This is a genomic window from Lactococcus sp. S64 (assembly GCF_016516525.1).
Taxonomy (GTDB): domain Bacteria; phylum Bacillota; class Bacilli; order Lactobacillales; family Streptococcaceae; genus Lactococcus; species Lactococcus lactis.
The window spans coordinates 284,853-303,520 of record NZ_JACVUQ010000001.1 but is presented as its reverse complement, the minus strand read 5'-3'; the positions used below and the strand labels follow the sequence as shown (position 1 = coordinate 303,520).

Annotated in this window: 16 protein-coding genes and 3 pseudogenes; 12 read left to right on the top strand and 7 right to left on the bottom strand. The window is 33.7% G+C overall.

Features of this window, described 5'->3' with window-relative positions; genetic code table 11:
- The 8 genes and pseudogenes from IAE51_RS01435 to IAE51_RS01400 all read left to right on the top strand — a co-directional run bounded on the left by IAE51_RS01435 (window position 1) and on the right by IAE51_RS01400 (window position 6,357).
- Window positions 1–555, top strand: coding sequence for a TIGR00730 family Rossman fold protein (locus IAE51_RS01435; protein WP_200094557.1), 555 nt, complete (start codon window positions 1–3; stop codon window positions 553–555).
- A complete protein-coding gene (locus IAE51_RS01430; protein WP_200094556.1) occupies window positions 539–1,018 on the top strand; it encodes a nucleoside 2-deoxyribosyltransferase in 480 nt (159 codons plus the stop codon). Before IAE51_RS01435 ends, IAE51_RS01430 begins: the two co-directional genes overlap by 17 nt.
- A 76-nt stretch (window positions 1,019–1,094) precedes the next feature.
- Window positions 1,095–1,830, top strand: a pseudogene (locus IAE51_RS01425) (BMP family ABC transporter substrate-binding protein).
- Window positions 1,831–2,009: 179 nt separating this feature from the next.
- A complete protein-coding gene (locus IAE51_RS01420) occupies window positions 2,010–2,933 on the top strand; it encodes an FAD:protein FMN transferase (protein ID WP_023189236.1) in 924 nt (307 codons plus the stop codon).
- 15 nt (window positions 2,934–2,948) lie between these two features.
- Entirely contained in the window at window positions 2,949–3,554 is a 606-nt protein-coding gene (locus IAE51_RS01415; protein ID WP_025017080.1) for an NADPH-dependent FMN reductase, read from the top strand.
- A 53-nt stretch (window positions 3,555–3,607) separates the two neighbouring features.
- On the top strand, window positions 3,608–4,819 hold the full coding sequence (locus tag IAE51_RS01410) for an NAD(P)H-dependent oxidoreductase (protein WP_200094555.1): 1,212 nt from the start codon (window positions 3,608–3,610) through the stop codon (window positions 4,817–4,819).
- A 378-nt stretch (window positions 4,820–5,197) separates the two neighbouring features.
- Window positions 5,198–5,332: a DNA recombination/repair protein RecA gene (locus tag IAE51_RS12135; protein WP_233611010.1), complete on the top strand. Its 135-nt coding sequence runs from the start codon at window positions 5,198–5,200 to the stop codon at window positions 5,330–5,332.
- Window positions 5,333–5,649: 317 nt separating this feature from the next.
- Entirely contained in the window at window positions 5,650–6,357 is a 708-nt protein-coding gene (locus IAE51_RS01400; RefSeq protein ID WP_370524353.1) for a Cof-type HAD-IIB family hydrolase, read from the top strand.
- 138 nt (window positions 6,358–6,495) lie between these two features.
- Here IAE51_RS01400 and IAE51_RS01395 read toward each other — a convergent pair whose 3' ends face one another.
- Window positions 6,496–7,407: a LysR family transcriptional regulator gene (locus IAE51_RS01395; RefSeq protein WP_200094553.1), complete on the bottom strand. Its 912-nt coding sequence runs from the start codon at window positions 7,405–7,407 to the stop codon at window positions 6,496–6,498.
- Window positions 7,408–7,474: 67 nt separating this feature from the next.
- The gene (locus IAE51_RS01390) at window positions 7,475–9,232 is read right to left on the bottom strand and encodes a CocE/NonD family hydrolase (RefSeq protein ID WP_200094551.1); all 1,758 of its coding nucleotides are present in this window, start codon (window positions 9,230–9,232) and stop codon (window positions 7,475–7,477) included.
- Window positions 9,233–10,044: 812 nt separating this feature from the next.
- Here IAE51_RS01390 and IAE51_RS01385 point away from each other — a divergent pair.
- The 4 genes and pseudogenes from IAE51_RS01385 to xerS all read left to right on the top strand — a co-directional run bounded on the left by IAE51_RS01385 (window position 10,045) and on the right by xerS (window position 12,608).
- Window positions 10,045–10,206, top strand: coding sequence for a hypothetical protein (locus IAE51_RS01385; RefSeq protein WP_200094549.1), 162 nt, complete (start codon window positions 10,045–10,047; stop codon window positions 10,204–10,206).
- Between the two features lie 123 nt (window positions 10,207–10,329).
- Window positions 10,330–10,944: pseudogene (locus IAE51_RS12130) on the top strand (tyrosine-type recombinase/integrase).
- Window positions 10,945–11,027: 83 nt separating this feature from the next.
- Window positions 11,028–11,243 carry a hypothetical protein gene (locus IAE51_RS01370; RefSeq protein ID WP_233611009.1) on the top strand — a complete coding sequence of 72 codons (216 nt, stop codon included), beginning with the start codon at window positions 11,028–11,030 and terminating at the stop codon, window positions 11,241–11,243.
- A gap of 294 nt (window positions 11,244–11,537) precedes the next feature.
- The gene (gene xerS, locus IAE51_RS01365) at window positions 11,538–12,608 is read left to right on the top strand and encodes a tyrosine recombinase XerS (RefSeq protein WP_003131037.1); all 1,071 of its coding nucleotides are present in this window, start codon (window positions 11,538–11,540) and stop codon (window positions 12,606–12,608) included.
- Between the two features lie 44 nt (window positions 12,609–12,652).
- Here the strand turns inward: xerS and trmFO are convergent, their stop codons facing one another.
- The 5 genes and pseudogenes from trmFO to budA form a co-directional block, all read right to left on the bottom strand.
- The gene (gene trmFO / locus IAE51_RS01360) at window positions 12,653–13,996 is read right to left on the bottom strand and encodes a methylenetetrahydrofolate--tRNA-(uracil(54)-C(5))-methyltransferase (FADH(2)-oxidizing) TrmFO (protein ID WP_003131150.1); all 1,344 of its coding nucleotides are present in this window, start codon (window positions 13,994–13,996) and stop codon (window positions 12,653–12,655) included.
- 71 nt (window positions 13,997–14,067) lie between these two features.
- Window positions 14,068–16,200 carry a type I DNA topoisomerase gene (topA, locus tag IAE51_RS01355; RefSeq protein WP_003131148.1) on the bottom strand — a complete coding sequence of 711 codons (2,133 nt, stop codon included), beginning with the start codon at window positions 16,198–16,200 and terminating at the stop codon, window positions 14,068–14,070.
- Window positions 16,201–16,461: 261 nt separating this feature from the next.
- A pseudogene (dprA, locus tag IAE51_RS01350) lies at window positions 16,462–17,310 on the bottom strand (DNA-processing protein DprA).
- A gap of 145 nt (window positions 17,311–17,455) precedes the next feature.
- On the bottom strand, window positions 17,456–17,836 hold the full coding sequence (locus IAE51_RS01345; RefSeq protein WP_015426409.1) for a RidA family protein: 381 nt from the start codon (window positions 17,834–17,836) through the stop codon (window positions 17,456–17,458).
- Window positions 17,837–17,876: 40 nt separating this feature from the next.
- Window positions 17,877–18,587: an acetolactate decarboxylase gene (gene budA, locus IAE51_RS01340; RefSeq protein ID WP_003131140.1), complete on the bottom strand. Its 711-nt coding sequence runs from the start codon at window positions 18,585–18,587 to the stop codon at window positions 17,877–17,879.
- Window positions 18,588–18,668 lie beyond the last annotated feature (81 nt).

Sequence of the window (18,668 nt, the reverse complement as noted above, 5' to 3'; positions counted from 1 at the left end):
ATGAATGTTACAGTATTTTTATCAGCACGAGATGGGAAAAATCCTATCCATCGGATTAAAAGTCAACGTTTAGGTGAGCTACTAACCAAATCTGGACATACTTTGGTTTATGGAGGCTCTATGGAAGGCTGTATGGGTGTGGTATCTGACGCTGTTTTAAAAAATCATGGTAAAGTAATTGCGGTATATCCCGATGGAATACTACCTTTAGAACCTCCTAGACAAAATGCAACCGAGTTACATTTAGCTAAAACTATGGATGAACGTAAACATAAATTAATCGATTTTGGTGATGCTTTTGTTATTCTCCCAGGCGGATTTGGAACAATGGAAGAGGCATTTCAGTTATTAACAGAAATGTCAATCGGTAAGACGTTAATCAGACCCGTAATTTTTATTGGAATCAATTTTTATAAACCCTTATTTGAAATGGTGCAGCATCAAATTGAAGAAGAAATGTTAAGCTTAGAGGTGGTTGAAGAAATGTACCTAGTAGATACAACTGAGGAAGCAATGCAATTAATTGGAGATCAAGAATATGAACAAATTATTTAATAAACCTGTAAAAGTCTATTTAGCAGGACCTTTTTTTAGTGAAAAACAGATACAAAAAGTGGAACAACTTGAAAAAGCGCTCCTAGATAATAAGACAGTATCATCAATATTTAGTCCAATGCGTTGTCAACGCCCCGAAGAACTAACAGAAGAAATAGAAGATTTCACACCCGAGTGGGCAAAAATAACGATGGAAAATGATGTAAAAGAAGTAGAAGCCGCAGATATTATTATTGCAATTGTGGATTTTGATGATGAAGATACAGATTCTGGAACTGCGTGGGAATTGGGCTATGCAATTGCTCAAGAGAAACCAACGTATTTGATTCGCTTTGAAGAAACTGTCCCTACTAATATTATGCTTACGGAACGCAACCGAGCTTTCTTTACTGAGATAAATCAAATTAGAAACTACGATTTTTTGGCATCACCAGTAATTCCTTATAGCGGTAAATATCAATAAGAAATAATTATGATTAAACGAAAGTAAAATTGAATAATAAAAATTTTGGGGGAAATCTTTCTATGAAAAAGCAAAAATAATTGTGAGTGCTATTGCGCTCATATCATTATTTAGTCTTACAGCTTGTGGATACAACAGAGAAAATCAATCAGGTAAAGCAAAAACGACTCTAAAGGTGGCACTTGTTCCAGGAAAAGGAGGAGTCAACGATCGCTCATTTAATCAATCCGCATGGGAAGGATTACAAGATTGGGGTAAAGAAAACAATTTAAAAAAAGGGGTAGGTTATAATTATTATCAGTCAAATTCAGATTCTGAATATATAACAAACTATAACTCAGCTGAACAAGCTGGCTATAAACTACTTTTTGGTATCGGTTATTCGCTGCAGGATGCTACAACGATAGCGGCTGAAAATAATCCTGTTTCGAAAAAGGATACATTGCTGGAGCCAAGTCTATAAAGCCAAACATTCAAGTTAAAGTTCAATATTCAGGAACATTTACAGATGCTGCGAAAACTAAAACAATTGCAGCTGCCATGTATGCTTCGGGAAATGACGTTATCTTTCAATGTGCTGGTAATGCTGGGTCTGGGGCTTTTAATGAGGCAAAATCATTAAATAACAATAGAAAAGAATCAGATAAAGTATGGCTTATAGGTATAGATCAGGATCAAAAATATTTAAGTATGACCTTAAAAATGGAGGTGTTAGCCTAGCGCTGGATAATGTTACTTCAGAAATCAAAAACTCTATTATACAAGCTAAGGAAAAAATTGTTTCAGGAAAAATCATTGTGCCTGAAAAATAATATTTTATACACAAAAAGGAAGCCTTAATGGTTAACCTTTTATTTTTTTCATAATATAAATTCAAAATATAAAACAAAATACCACTATTTGTACAACTAATATTTATCTATGTAAGCATTATCTTTTTGAAAGTATTATAATAAACTTGTTTAATGCTATGCGAAAGTGAGGATAATTATTGAAGTTAAGTCAACAAATTCATATGATGGGAACAACAATTGACCTTCTCATTGAAGATGATCAGGCAGACCTGAAATTAGAAATTGCTTGTCAATTACTCGATATCTATAACAAAAGATTCAGTGCTAATGACTCTGAATCAGAATTATCTCAAATTAATCATCAGGCTGGTCTCAAACCAGTACAGATCCATCCTGAGTTGTTTGAACTTATTAAAATAGGTAAAAAGGAAAGCTTATCTACTCCTAGTAATCTTAATATTGCTCTAGGCCCGGTTACACAAGCTTGGCACATTGGATTTCCTGATGCCAAACTACCGGATAGTCAGGAGATACAAAAATTACTTTTATTGAGTAATCCAGAAATGATTATTTTAGATGAAGAGAACTTAACCGTTTTTCTTCAACAAAAAGGAATGATAATAGATTTAGGGGCATTAGCTAAAGGATATATCGCTGATCAGATAATTAAAAAAATCAATGCAAGTTCCATACTAATTAATCTTGGAGGAAATGTTCTAGTTTCAGGACCAAATTCTAACAGAGAATCAAGTTCTTGGAATATCGGGATTCAATCTCCAACAAAACCCAGAGGAATGCATGTTGGAGTAGTATCGATAGAAAACCAATCGGTTGTAACCTCGGGCATTTATGAACGTAGCTTTGAGTTGGAAGGAAAAACTTATCACCATATTTTTTCATCTAGGACCGGCTATCCTATAGAGACTGAAATGGCAAGTTTAACAATATTAGCGGATAAATCATTAACTTGTGAAATTTGGACCACGCGGCTTTTTGGATTACCCATTTTGGATGTTCTTCAAATAATAGATGACCGACCAGAAATAGAGGGAATTATTATTACTAAAGCCGGTCAAATTTTATATTCAGAAAATATAAAATCACATTTTAACTTAATATAGAAAAGAGAATAACCAATGAAATTAATTGGACTCGTGGGAAGTAACTCTAAGAAATCAACTAATCGTATACTTTTACAGTATATGCAGAAGCATTTTACGGAAGGGGTTGAAATTAAACTTATTGAAATAAAGGAATTTCCAATGTTTAATAAACCTGCTAGCATGAAGCTACCAGATATCGTTCAAGAAATATCTGAAGAAATTAAACTATCTGATGGTGTGATCATCGCTACCCCAGAATATGATCACGCAATTCCAGCAACGTTAATGAATGCTTTAGCTTGGTTATCATATGGAATAGACCCATTTTTGAATAAACCTGTGATGATTATAGGAGCTTCGTATGGTACATTGGGTTCATCTCGTGCTCAACTTCAATTGAGACAAATTCTTGATGCACCTGAGCTTAAGGCCAATGTTATGCCTGGCTCAGAATTTTTACTGGCTCATTCTTTACAGTCATTTAATGAAGCAGGCGATTTATCTGATATTGAAGTTGCAAAAAATTTAGAAAAACTCTTTAAAAGTTTTCAGCTCTTCGTAAAAATGGTCGCAAACTTTTCCAGTGCAAAGGAATTTATCCTCGAAGATACTGAGAATAAAGAATCATTGAATAAATAAAAAATATGAATATCTATTCGTAAACAAGAATAGTAATATAGAAGGTAAATAATATGAAATTTGTCGGAATAGTCGGTTCGAATGCTGAACAATCTTATAATAGAAAGTTGTTAAAATTTATTCGACGTCATTTTAAATTGAAGTTTGAACTTGAACTTTTAGAAATAACTGATATCCCAATGTTTAATCAAGATATTGATGCTTCAGATAATTTTAATTTAAAACTTCTTTATAATAAAATTACTCGTGCTGATGGTGTAATTATAGCAACACCTGAGCATAATCATACAACTACTCCAGCACTTAAAAGTGTTATTGAGTGGCTATCTTATGAATTACATCCTTTTGAGCATAAACCAGTTATGATTGTTGGTGCTTCCTATTATGATCAGGGGTCTTCACGTGCTCAACTTCAATTAAGACAAATTCTTGATGCACCAGGTGTCAACGCATATGTATTACCTGGTAATGAGTTTTTACTTGGTAAAGCTAAAGAAGCTTTCGACAATAATGGTAACCTCATTAATTCATCTACTATAGAATTTTTAGAACTCTGTCTTGATAACTTTACGAAGTATGTCGAAGTTGTTTCGCATTTAAAAAAACCAAAGCCTCTTGATCCAGAAGATTTAACAGTAGGAAAACCCATTTCAACAACAATAAAAGGAATCGATCCAGATGATCCTCACTGGGTTGAAAAAGCTTCTGAGCAAGTTGGAGCAGTATCTGGAGATACGTATGTGAAGCTTAATCACGGTTTACTTACAGTGGATCAAATTAATATGTTTCTAGATTCTATGCCTTTTGAGCTAACGTATGCGGATGATAATAACCAATTTTTATATTATAATAACAAACATCAAGACCCAGAAACTATGTTAGCAAAACGGATACCCGAACAATCTGGGAATCGGCTTTCTACTGTCCATAGCTCACTTCCACCTCAAAGAATGAAAAATGTAGAGTGGGTTATTGCAACTCTTAGGGCGGGCAATCAGGAGTATGTTCGGACTGCTATTCCAGGAAAGAATCCGGATTTAATTAATACTCATAATTATCAAGCTATGTACTACCCTAATGGTGACTATGCTGGTATCAATGAGATTGTGCTCAATTTTAAACCTTGGCTTGACTGGTACTTGGATCAAACTGGTCAACATCTATCAGGAGGAAATAAAGTCGATGCTACAAGTGGTGCATCTTCAACGTCAAATACAACTATTGAAAATGAAACAGATGCTACAAGCGGTGCATCTAGTCATTAATAAAGACTAAATACATCGCTCATAAAGTGTACTATGTTAATATTTTTTATATCGAGCTAGCATAATATTATCATCAAAAAAACAACTAATTAATGTTAGTTGTTTTTTATTTATCATAAGATATTAAAAATATAATAACTGTGATCAAAAATTCTTTCGAATTATAATATTCTTTATTGAATTTTCTTGAATAAAGAACTTGAGAGGAACCCAACTTTTGCTAACTGATAAGGTAGGCGATAAGTACGGGAATGATTAGAAGATTTTTAAAAAACTATTTTTGGGTTAGAGGAACAATTATTTTTCACAGCCATTCTATCATTAGATTGTACCCTTGGTATTAGTGGTTATGCAAAATGACATGTCTAGAGTTATTTGGTGCTGACACCTGATACTGAATATACTGAAGATATTGGGGTAAAATCAGAAAGTTTGATATTCGCTCAACCAGATACAGGCGAACAAGCCTTTTATATGATAAACGAGTTTGTAAAAACAGGGCTTTTGATTTAATTGTTGTTGATTCGGTTGCTGCTCGGATACCTGCTTTAAAAATTGAAATATTCCAGGTCAACAGGCTAAAACGGTGTCAGAACAACTCTCTAAGCTCCTTTCAAAAGTCAATTAGACTAAGACGGTCATTATCTTCATCAATCAAGTGCGTTCAACCATGAGTGGGCTATCCTTAAATAAAGCAACCACCCATCCCAGCAGGGTTAGCACTAAAATATTATTCTTCTGTACGGATTAAAGTTAAATCAGGAGAAAAAATCAAATAGGGTTACGATACGATTGGTAAGAAAACCACACTTTATACTGTTAAGAATAAAGTGCCAGCACCATATAAAAAGCTTTCAGTTATTAATGTCTTTGGAGATGGATTTTCTCAAGAAATAGCTGAAAAATTGGGATTGGAAAACGTACCAATGGCGTGTTACAATGGAGCATTACTTGGAAATTTTAAGGATGGCGTATTTTATAACATATCCGAACACCTTATCAACATCAAAGAATTAAAGGCTATATTAAAGCTATTATCAAAAAATTTTCCAGAAATATCAGTGAGTTTATACTATGGAATAGAGTGGGTAGTTGAGAAGTTAGATAAATGGGTTCTTATTGAGAGCGAAATAGTCAATTCTATACCTAAAATTGATACATTTATTGAAAAAAAGGCCCATAAGTTATTATTAATAGGAAACAGTAAAGAAATTAAAAAATTATTTAGTGTATTGCAAAATGAGAACTTTAAAGATACTGATTTCTATCTTTCTAAAGAAAACTATTTAGAGATAACAGCAAATAATGTCTCAAAAGAACATGCATTAAAAGAACTAGCGAAACATTATGGTCTATCTTTAGCTGAAACTATGACTATAGGAGATAACTTCAATGATATTCCAATGTTAGAGAGTGCAGGTATAGGGGTAGCAATGGGAAATGCTCCGAAAGAGGTAAAGTCTCATGCAACCAAAATCACGAGTTCAAATGATAAGTCAGGTGTTTCATTGGCGATTAAGACGTATGTTCTAAAATAAAAATATAAAAAAGTCACTCATTTTGAGAAACCTATTTATATTAAAAAATACTTGTACAAATGGGGCTGCTATTAATATCATATAAAATATTTAAGGTCAGTTAAAAACTCATCTTGCTATTTATTGCAAGATGAGTTTTTAATATAAATCAGATCTATTTTGATGAACGAAGTTTAAAAATTCATCCAACATAGGATTATTATTTTCTTGAAAAGCATAAACCAAATTTTGTGAACTTTTCTCTTCATTCAAATTTAAAAATTTTACACGATATTTTTTTGACAAATATCCATTATCCATGCCGGAGTAAAGAAATGAAATCCCTTCTCCAAGTGATGTTTTAGAAAGTCCCTCATCTAAATTCTTAACATAATAATTAGCTTTCGCATGGAAACCATGTTTTAAACATTGATTAATCACATAATCAAATACTAGAGGGGATTTATTTCGTTCAATGAGAATAAGGGTTTCATCAGTTAAATCAGAAAATTTTATTTCTTGTTTTGATGCTAATCTGTGATTATTTTGAATGGCCACCTGTAAATTATTCTTTTTATATAAAGAAGTTTTAAGAACATCATTGCTAGAAATATAATTATCTAAATTAAGTACTAAATCATATGTCCTGCTCAACAGTCCATCATTTAGCTCCATGGGGGAACCTTGTTCAATTATAAATTTTACGGTTGGGTATTGTATTTTAAACTGCTCTATTAAATTATACAATTCACTATAGTCAAAATTAGATAAACATCCAACTTTAATTAATGTCGCATTATTATTGGTAACACTGTCAGGATCAAACATACCTGATATAGAGTCAATTTGGTCTAAAACATCTCTAACTTTCACCAGTAATTGTTTACCTTCTGGGGAAAGGATCAAATTATTTGTGTTATTGCGGTTAAAGAGTGTTACCCCTAACTCTGACTCTAATTCTTGAATCCTTCTGCTTAAAGTTGGTTGAGAGATAAATAAATTTTGTGAAGCTTTTGTGAAGCTGTTCTCAGTTGCTACCTCAACAAAATATCGTAGAGTTGATAATTTCATCTGACCTCCGATCATTACTAGAATATCATAAATGATCCATAAAGTCATATGGTAAAAGACAGAATAATTAGTTTAGAAGAGGGAGTTGAAGATAAGAAGTATTAGTACCTCCAGTATGTAAAATGTGAACCCCTCCATTATCAGGTGTGCAACCAGGTGTGCCTGGCATTACTGATCCAAGTTCATCTTTTGAACTTATAACGATTCTAAGTGTTTCACCTTTATCATATGATAGTCCGATTGGGCTTAATACAATATCAAGTTCTACCACTTGTTTCTCAGAAAGTTTTTCAACGCGATCAAAACTATAAGCAGGTATTTCGTCGGTAGAATGCTCTACATCAAGATGGCGCATTGAAGCTCTTAATCTCCCCCAAGCTCCTTTATACCTAAGCGCCGAAGCACCATTTTGGGTAAAGTCTTGCAACGCTGCACCGTGATTAGGTACTACAAATTCACTTAGTACGTTACCAAATTTATCCAGTTTCTGTAGCCACACAAATATATCCATATCATTATAGCTTTCAACTTCCATGTATAATTTAACCTTAGGATAACCTACAAATGTAGTTTTCTTATCAAAAGTTTTCTGAAAGGAAATTTTTCCTGGTAATCTTTGTGTATCGTATCGTAATACAATATCCGTTTCCCCCGCTTTATCTTGGAGAGTTCTAGTAAGTGGATTAAAGAAGTATTTTGTATTTGAGGTTTCTGAGGGTGGGAATGTGCCCGTTGAGATATCGTTAGTATTATTTCCTTGAAAATCTATTAATGAATAACGAACTTGTGAAGTTTTATTCCAACCATTGTCTTTATCTAATAAGTAATAATCAAAGAAACGACGCAATTCTTCAACATTATCTTTATCATAATAGTATGGCCATTCTTGCTTATCGTGAATTCTCAACCATTTTTCTTTTGAACCTAAGTTTCTCCAAGAGCGGAAAGTCCCCATCGTATGAAGTGTATTAGAATAACTTGCAATGACAAAAGCAGGTACAGTAATTTTTGATGTATCAGCCACTTTATCTTTCCAAACTTCAGCAGTGGCTAAAGGATAGCAGTCCATCTCTTTTACTAAATTTTCACGCTTCGCTCCTTTTGCACTTACATGATTAACTTGTAATCTCTCAATGAAGTTTTTATCGGGAATTCCTCCAATAAAAGCCAAATCTCTATAACCATCTGAGAGTCCTTCAGTAGGATTAATGCAAGTAAGGTGAGGAGGCTGTTCAGCAGCTATATACCATTGAGAAAAGGCAAGATAAGAGGTGCCAGTAAGTGCTGTTTTACTATTACTCCATTCTTGACTAGCAATCCATTCAATTAAATCATAACCATCTTGGGCTTCTTGAGACCCTACCATAGTGGTATTCCCTTCACTATGTGCAATCCCTCTCATATCCGGATTGCATACAGCATACCCATGTGCACACCAATATGAAGGATCTGGTGCTTCAAATTTTGTTAGACCAGAATTCCATGCATTTCCCATACCAAGCATATTGAAGAGATTCTTATAGCGAGGTGCAGTCCCAGCACTCTTACCATAGGGACTCCAAGCAATAAGTGTCGGAACTTTTTTACAGTTATTTGGTAAGTATATGTCTGTATAAATTGTTACACCGTCTCTTAATTTCACAGGGACATCTTTAAGCATTTTGATATCACAATCCAACGGTTTAAAACCTTCAGCAATAAGCGTTCCTTTCTTTAATAAAATTTCTTTAGGTTCAAACTTACTTAACACACCATGTTCTATACCATTATCGACATAATCGAAAGAACGACTAAATTTCATTTTATCTGTAATTTTCACAACCATATTTGGCCTCCAACTTTTATTTTATAAGCTTATTATAAGTGGTGTACCGGTACTTGTAAAATACCAATTATGAATAATGTTTGTAAATATAAACTCGGTATTCAATTTTTGAATAGTGCTAAGAAAAATTGCAGAAAAAGGTTCAAACTTTCTGACAAAAACTTAATCTCTAAAATAAGTCAGTATTAAGGTCGGTATTAGAGTCGGTATTGTATCTACAAAAATTAATCAAATTAATATGAGAAAAAGCAAACTTTTTCGGAAAGATATGTATCATTTTAAAATGTTCATACCTGCTATGTAATTTTAATCCGTTTATAAAATGCTGAAGCCTCTTTCTAAGGTTTAAATACCGAAATACTGAAAACCGGATTTATCGGATTACGGATTTACCAGATTCCGTTAAATCAGCCACTACAAATTACCCACTATTAACAAACTAAAAATACTAACAAATAAAATATCTTTTACAAAAAAACATTTGAAAAGATGAGGATGAATAAAATTAATAAAAAATTCCAAAATAAAAAGCGGTCAGGAAAAAACAGACCGCAAAGTATTAAGTTTTGAGTTTATACAAAAATTGACAATACTTTAATATTTAACTACAATATATTCTAATTTGAATAGAAAATGTTGAGGAACAATAAAAAGAGATGTCAGAAAATCATGGTTATCGTTATAATGTAAATAAACTCATGCTTGAGTTTCCCTACTACGTCAATGAGTTTATCCAGTCTAAGGACACTGTACCGCTGAGTATTGCCTCTATTTACTCTTACTGCCTAGAGTTCAGGAAATATTTGAATTGGATGAGTGAAAATAACATAACGAACCATGCTAACATCAAAGAAATCACTTTGAACGAAATGGAAAACGTAACGAAACGTGAGCTAGAAGCCTTCGTACTTCACGAACGACTCCGTTTAGAATCAAAATGTGGTTCTAATACACATACATCATCATTAAATTGAACAATTGCTGCAATAAAGAGCCTATATAATTATCTTTGTGAACAAACCGAAGATAGTAATGGCAATACTTACATTACTAGAAATGCTAGCCGTTTAATTCATATCCGAAAAAAAAGCGAAACCTTGCATTACCGTGCGGCTCAACTGGAAGGTAAACTATTTTTAGGAGATGAGACCAAAGTCTTTTTAGAATTTGTTGAACATGACTATGAAAAGTCTATCAGTAATCGTGCAAGAACAAGTTTCAAGAAAAATAAAGCCAGGGATTTAGCTATATTAAGTCTTTTTTTATCATCTGGATTACGTTGTGCGGAACTTGTAGGAATCAATCTTAACGATTTAAACCTTGAAACTGGAAAAGTAAGAGTGATGCGAAAAGAAGGAAAGAAGGATGTAGTGCCTATTGCTCATTTTTAGCATAAATATATAACAGATTATTTTGAGGCAAGAAGTAGCTTAAATACTGATGTAGAAGCTTTATTTATCACGGACTATAATCAAACAATTAGAAAAATTTCTAACGCATCGATAAATAAGCTAGTCGCAAAGTATTCAGAAGCCTATAAAGTTAGAGTAATCCCTCATACTCTAAGGCATACATTCGCAACAAGTCTCTATAATGTCAGTCACTCTCAAGTCCTTGTCAGCAACCAATTAGGACATTCTTCAACCAAACCAACTGAGTTATATACCCATATTGTCAGTGCTGAAGCTAAAGATGCGTTAAGAAAGTTATGAAATTCACAAACTATAAAAAATTTATTTAACGTGTAATTTTTGATATAATCAGATTAACGTAATTAAATGACAGGGGAGTAACCATGAAAATCATTCAAGCAGTCCATATTAAAGGAACTGACAAACATAAACGCTATTGGAAGGTACCAGACCACCTACAACCAATTAGACTACGTAAAGGCGACGAGGCGGCTGTTGAAACCAAAAGTGGGCCACAGAGGGTTAAGATTGTTGCCGTAGTTACCTCAAAGGATGGATTTTTGTATTGGAAAATATGCATAAAAAGTCAAGTCAAATGATGTAAAAGGGAGATTCTTAATCGGATCTCTCTTTTTTGTGAGTGATTTGATTTATAATAATATCTATTATTTTATTTTAGTAAGAAAAAGAAAAAACTTCTGAAAAAATTTTTTAGAAAGATATTTAGAACAAAAAGCAGGAGAGCAATGTGTCACAAGAACCTTATAATAGCAAGGTTTACGAAACCTTTTGAAAAGGTGTGACACAGAACTCCTATATGTTTTGAGTAACATCTTTCCGAAAAACTGTAATTTTCTTGACAATTGGATATCTCTTCTGGTATACTTAAATTTATGAAACGTGAACAATTAATACAAAATATTGAAAAACTAAAACATATCATGCCTTCTTATGTTTTAGAATATTATCAATCTAAACTTACTATTCCTTATAGTTTGAATACACTTTATGAATATCTTAAAGAATATGAACGTTTCTTTAGTTGGTTGGTCGATTCTGGAGTTGCTGATGTTGATAAGATAACTGATGTTTCCCTCTCTGTTTTAGAAAACTTAACTAAACGAGATTTGGAGTCATTTATCCTCTATCTTAGGGAGAGACCCCGTTTAAATACGCGCTCTACTCGTTATGGGGTAAGTCAAACAACAATTAATCGTACTCTATCTGCTCTTTCTAGTCTTTATAAATACCTTACTGAAGAGGTTGAAAATGAAGATGGTGAGCCTTACTTCTATCGTAATGTTATGAAGAAGGTACAGACTAAGAAAAAATCCGAAACTTTAGCTTCTCGTGCTGAGAATATTAAAGGAAAGCTTTTTTTGGGAGATGAAACTCAAGGTTTTCTTGACTATATTGATAATGAATATGAAAAAACATTATCAAATAGAGCTCGTTCTAGTTTTTTCAAAAATAAAGAACGTGATTTAGCAATTATTGCACTTATTTTAGCCTCTGGTATTCGTCTTTCTGAGGCAGTTAATGTAGATTTAAGAGATTTAAATCTTATTACTATGGTTGTTGAGGTGACTCGTAAAGGAGGAAAAAGGGATGCTGTTCCTTATGCTCCTTTTGCCAAAACTTATTTTGAAAGATACTTGGAAGTACGAAGTCAACGTTATAAGACTACAGCGAAAGATACGGCATTTTTTGTGACACTTTATAGAGATGTTCCTAGCCGAATAGATCCTTCTAGTGTTGAAAAATTAGTTGCTAAATATTCTCAAGCTTTTAAAGTGCGAGTGACCCCTCACAAGCTTAGACATACACTTGCGACTCGACTTTATGCTCAAACAAATTCTCAGGTATTGGTGAGCAATCAGTTAGGGCATGCTTCAACTCAAGTTACAGACCTTTATACTCATATTATCAATGAAGAACAAAAAAATGCTCTAGATAATCTATAACAAATAAAAAACACTTGATTCAAATTCCAAGTGTTTTTTATTTGTTATAGATTATCTTTTGAAATAATATCTGTTAAGCTATTTAAAGCACGCTCTGCTACCTTAGTATAACGTTCTTTTTTATCACGAATTCGTGGGCCTTCTAATTCTTCAACAATTCCGAAGGTTACATTCATTGGTTGAAAATGTTTGCTATCAGTATGGGTGATGTAGTAAGGTAAACTTCCAATCGCCGTTGTTTTTGGGAATATAACTACTTCTTCGTCATTAAAGAGTTTGACAGCATTAATTCCAGCAACTAAACCAGAAGCAGCTGATTCTACATAGCCCTCTACTCCTGTCATTTGTCCTGCAAAGAACAGATTCTCTTGTTTGCGAGATTGGAAAGTTTGTTTAAGAAGATTTGGAGAATCCATGTAAGAATTACGATGCATGACTCCATAACGAACGAATTCAGCATTTTCAAGACCTGGAATCATTTGGAAAACTCGTTTTTGTTCTCCCCATTTTAAATGAGTTTGAAATCCTACGATATTGTACAAAGATGCGGAAGCATTATCTTGGCGAAGTTGAACAACTGCATAGGGAGTCTTAAAATCACCGTCTCTGGGTCCTTTATAATCTTCAGGATATTCCAATCCAACAGGTTTCATCGGGCCAAATAGCATCGTTTTATAACCACGTTTGGCCATTTCTTCAATAGGCATACAACCTTCAAAGACTTTTAAATCTTCAAAAGAGTTTAAAGGAGCTTCTTCAGCAGAAATTAAAGCTTCTTGAAAGGCTTGAAATTCTTCCTTGGTCATTGGACAGTTGATATAGTCAGCCTCACCTTTATCATATCGAGATTTTTTATAGACTTTATCAAAATTAATCGAGTTGGCGTCAATAATTGGTGCTGCTGCATCATAAAAATAAAAGCCATCCGCACCGTTAAACTCATGAATTTTTTCTGCTAATTTATCTGAAGTTAGAGGTCCAGTAGCAATAATTGTAATTTCATCTTCTGGAAGATCAGTAATTTCTTCACGAATTACTTCAACTAATGGATGGTTAGAAACTTCTCTTGTGACAAAATCAGAGAAACCTTCTCTATCAACAGCTAAGGCTCCTCCAGCAGGTACTTGAGTCACTTCCGCTGCCTTGATAATTACAGAATCAAGTCTTCTCATTTCTTCTTTTAAGAGACCAACCGCGTTAGTGATTGCAGCTCCACGAAGAGAATTTGAACAGACTAGTTCAGCAAATTTATCTGTTTTGTGTTGAGGGGTTTGTTTAACGCCTCGCATTTCGTATAGTTTAACGGGAATGCCACGCTTAGCAATTTGATAAGCAGCTTCAGAACCAGCAAGTCCCGCTCCAATAACGTTAATATGTGTTTTTTTCATAGTCCCAATTATATCTAAATTTAGTAAATTTTTCCATTGATTAATATAATAAAAAAGCGCGGAAACGCCTTTTATTTTTGTTTTTCTTCTTGATAATCACATTCATCATTTGAACATACCACTTGTTTACCGCCACCACGAACTTTCTTTTCAACAAGAAAATGTCCAGATTTAGGACAATCACGTCCGATAGGTTTGTCCCAACTTGTGAATTCACAGTCTGGGTAACGATCACAACCATAGAAAATTCTATTTTTCTTTGTTTTGCGTTCAATAATATTTCCTTCATGGCAAAGTGGACATTTTACGCCTATTTCTTTGACTATTGCTTTGGTGTTTCGGCAATCTGGGAAGTTGCTACAAGCGTAAAATTTTCCAAAACGTCCCAACTTAATTACCATCGGACTTCCACAAACATCACAGTCAAAGCCAGCAGGTTCATCCTTGATTTGAATTTTTTCCATACCTTCTTCGGCATTTTCAAGTTCTTTTGCAAAGGGTTTGTAAAATTGGTCAACAACCTCAATCCATTGACGTTTTCCTTCTTCAACTTCATCAAGATCTTTTTCCATTTCAGCTGTAAATTCAGTATTTACAATGTTAGGGAAGAACTCAACAATAAGCTTATTGACAATTTCTCCAAGCTCTGTAGGTTCAAAACGTTTTGCTGACAATCTCACATAGTAACGTTTTTGAATTGTTTCTAGTGTAGGCGCATAGGTTGAGGGACGTCCCACTCCATTTTCTTCCAATGTCTTGATGAGTGTTGCTTCGGAATATCTAGCTGGTGGTTGAGTGAAATGTTGTTCTGGTTTAACATTCGCTTTTTTGACAGTTTCATTTTCTTCCATCTCTGGAAGCATATTTGATTTATCAGAATCATTGTAGATTCGCAGATAACCGTCAAATTTCACTTGTGAACCATTAGCAATAAAGATAACACCATTTTGAGACAGATTTACTTTAACAGTATCGAAAATAGCTGCGACCATTTGACTGGCAACGAAACGATTCCAGATGAGTGTGTAAAGTTTTAGTTGATCTTTGTCTAGATATTTAGCAATTGCGTCTGGAGTATTAAAGACATTTGAAGGTCGAATTGCTTCGTGGGCATCCTGGGCTCCAGAGGCATTTTTAACTTTTGAACCGTGTTTACTATATTTTTCTCCAAATTGATCAGCAATATAATTGTGAGCTGCACTCTGTGCAACAGGAGAAATACGTGTTGAGTCTGTACGCATATAGGTAATTAAACCTTGATGGCCCTGGCTTCCTAAAGTAAGACCTTCATAAAGTTGTTGAGCAACCATCATTGTTTTACGGGTACGAAAGTTAAGTTTATTAGCTGCGTCTTGTTGCATTGAGCTAGTTGTATAAGGAAGAGGAGCGTTTCTGCGACGTTCTTTCTTTTCAACTTTATCTACGTTAAAATCAGGACCGTCTAAACGTTCCATGACTTTGATGACATCTTCATTGGTTTTTAAAGGATGTTTTTTTCCGTCAATTCCCCAGAAGGATGCTTTGAATTTTTTAGTTCCTTTTTTAAATTCACCATCAATTGACCAATACTCTTCTGGAATAAAAGCATTAATTTCATTCTCGCGGTCAACAATTAGTTTTAAGGCAATAGATTGAACTCGACCTGCTGAAAGTCCTTTTTTGACTTTTTTCCATAGAATAGGACTAATTGAATAACCCACCAAACGGTCAAGAACTCGGCGTGCTTGTTGGGCATCAACTAGGTCCACATCAATTTGACGCGGCTCCTTAAAGGCATTTTTAACAGCATCTTTAGTGATTTCATTAAAGACCACTCGATTTTTTTCTTCAAGTGGAAGATTTAAGATATGTGCTAAGTGCCAAGAAATTGCTTCACCTTCACGGTCCGGGTCACTTGCGAGATAGACGGCTTTGGCAGCCTTTGCTTCTTTTTTGAGAGAGTTGATTAATGGGGCTTTCCCACGAATATTAATATATTGGGGTTCATAGTCATTCTCTATATCAACAGACATGGTTGATTTTTTCAAATCACGAATATGACCTACTGAAGCCACAACTTTGTAGTTTCGACCTAAATATTTTTCAATTGTTTTAGCTTTTGCTGGCGATTCTACAATAACCAGATTTTTACCTGGAGTGACTCTTTTTCGTGTTGTTTTTTTCTTTGTAGTTGTTTTTGTTTTACTTTTAGTTGAAGTTGGCATAATTTTTCCTATTTATTCTTTTGGGTATCCACTATCTTTTAGTTATTGTATCTTAATTCATAGAGGTATATATCGAATGTGGAAGTAAAATAATAGTTTAAGAGGTGTTAATACTCTTATTTACATTAAATTCACTCTCTCATAATAAATGCTTTTCTTCAATATGTCAAGTTATTTAGTTTTCTTATAGTAGAACTTGATATTTTTTTGTACTATAAAAACCGACTTAAGTCATGTGGTGCAAGGTGATAAAGGCTTTTTTTAATCATACAAATATTCTTCTAAGATATCTTGGGCTTGATAGATTAATTTTGCTCCTTGTTGTATGAGATGATTACAGCCATCTGAAAATCCATCTGCTATGTTTCCTGGTACAGCGAAAATATCTCTTCCTTCTTCCAGAGCGCGCTCACAAGTAATTAAACTACCACTTCGTAACTTTGCTTCTATCACTACTACACCATGTGAAAGTCCCGCAATGATACGATTGCGTTCAGGAAAATGATAGCGAAGTGGTTTTTCTCCGACTGAATATTCTGATAGTATGAGTTGGTTTTTAGCAAGATATTCTTGAATTTTTCGATTTTCTAAAGGATAAAAGATATCTAAGCCTGTACCGATAACTGCAATTGTAGGGATTTTATTTTTAATGGCAGAAAGATGACTTGCTGTATCTATTCCTTTAGCGAGTCCGCTGACAATCGTAAAATTTTGGTTCAACTCTGTCACAATTTTTTGAACGGCTTTAATTCCTTGTGAGCTTGCTTGTCGACTACCAACAAAAGCTAATTTAGGAGTTTTTAAGAGTCTTATATCTCCTTGATAAAATAATAGAACCGGTGGATTGTAAATTTCCTTGAGCCTTTCGGGATAAATTTCATCAAGAAGAGAAAATGATGGGTATATTTTATACTCTTCTCTCAGTTTACTTACGTCTTGATTTTTATATTGTTCAATAAAGTTGGGAATTGATTTAAGTTGTGCTACTTGTCCCATTTGTCTTAAACTTATTTTTTTATCATATCTATGAAAAAATTTTTAAAGTTTATTTACTCCTAAATTGGTCATGCCAGCTTTTTTCCAACGATATAAATCAAAATTTGTTATCATAATTCCTCCATTTTTTACTGACAGCTTTGTCAGCAATTTTAAAATTGGCTTATAATTTTCTATACGTAAAAAAGACTGACTTGTAACCAAAAAAATTACTGACAGAAATCTTGTCAGTAATTTTTATAGCTAATATGTTTTAATTTTAGGATTTAACTTCTGCAATGACTTCTATTTCAATAAGGACATTTTTAGGTAATCCTGCGACTCCAACAGCGGAACGCGCTGGGAATTCCTTATCAAAAAACTTTGAATAAATTGCATTAAATCTTGAAAAATCTTCAATATTTTTCAAGAAACATGTTGTTTTGATGACTAAGTCAAAATCAGAATGTGCTTCTTTCAAAATAGCAGAAATATTTTTCATCACCTGTTCGGTTTGAGTCTCAATGCTATCTCCAACAATCTCTCCATTCAATGGATTCAACGGAATTTGGCCTGATGCATAGAGTAAACCATTAACAATTTTGCCTTGAACATAAGGACCGATAGCGGCTGGTGCATCTGATGTTGCAATAATTTTCATAGATTTCTCCTTTAATATAGCTAAAGAAATCTAGTGATTATCATTCAGCTACATCGATATCTTTTTTTAGTGCTTCAATATCAAGGTCAGCAAACAAGAATTTGCGATCTTGAACGGGGAATGATTGGTTCAATTGGTCAATTGCGCCAATTTCAACAGTACCATTATCAATAATAAAATCAAGGACATGTCCACCAAAAGTAAAATCTTCACTAATAAAATGGAGGTGATAACCAGCAACACTCACACCATGAAACATTTCTGGAGTCCAAATCCCAACAATTGTTCCTTTGACGTTTTCTTCAGTGTATTCGGGTTGATTTTGTGAAACTTCTACAAATCTTGTCCCTGATTTTGCCCGTGGAATCATACGAACGTGCATTTTTGGAAACTCACCAGTTATTTTGATTGAGCGAAATAAGTTTTGCCCGTCAAAATAGCTTTCGATTCGGTCTTCTAATTCCTTATCACTGGCCGTAAATTTTTGCTTAAAAACTACCTCTGCCTGATGGGGAACAACTGCAGCATAAGGAACTTTGATGTCATCAGTTAATTCGACGATAGTTTTATCACCTTTAGCTTGGTAGGCTTTGCCGTCCAAAACAATTAATTCTCCATCAACAGAATCTAAAGTTCCAATTCCTAAATCACCATGTTTCAGAAGTTCACCAATTGTCATTGTCCCCTCGTAAAGGCCTGCCATTAAAGCTCCAAGGGTATTATATTGAAAAAGTTGTGTGATTTCTGTCATGATATTTCTCTTTTCTATCTCATTAAATTTAAATAATTTATTAATTAAATTATATCAAATTTCTAGTGATTTAAAGAGAAT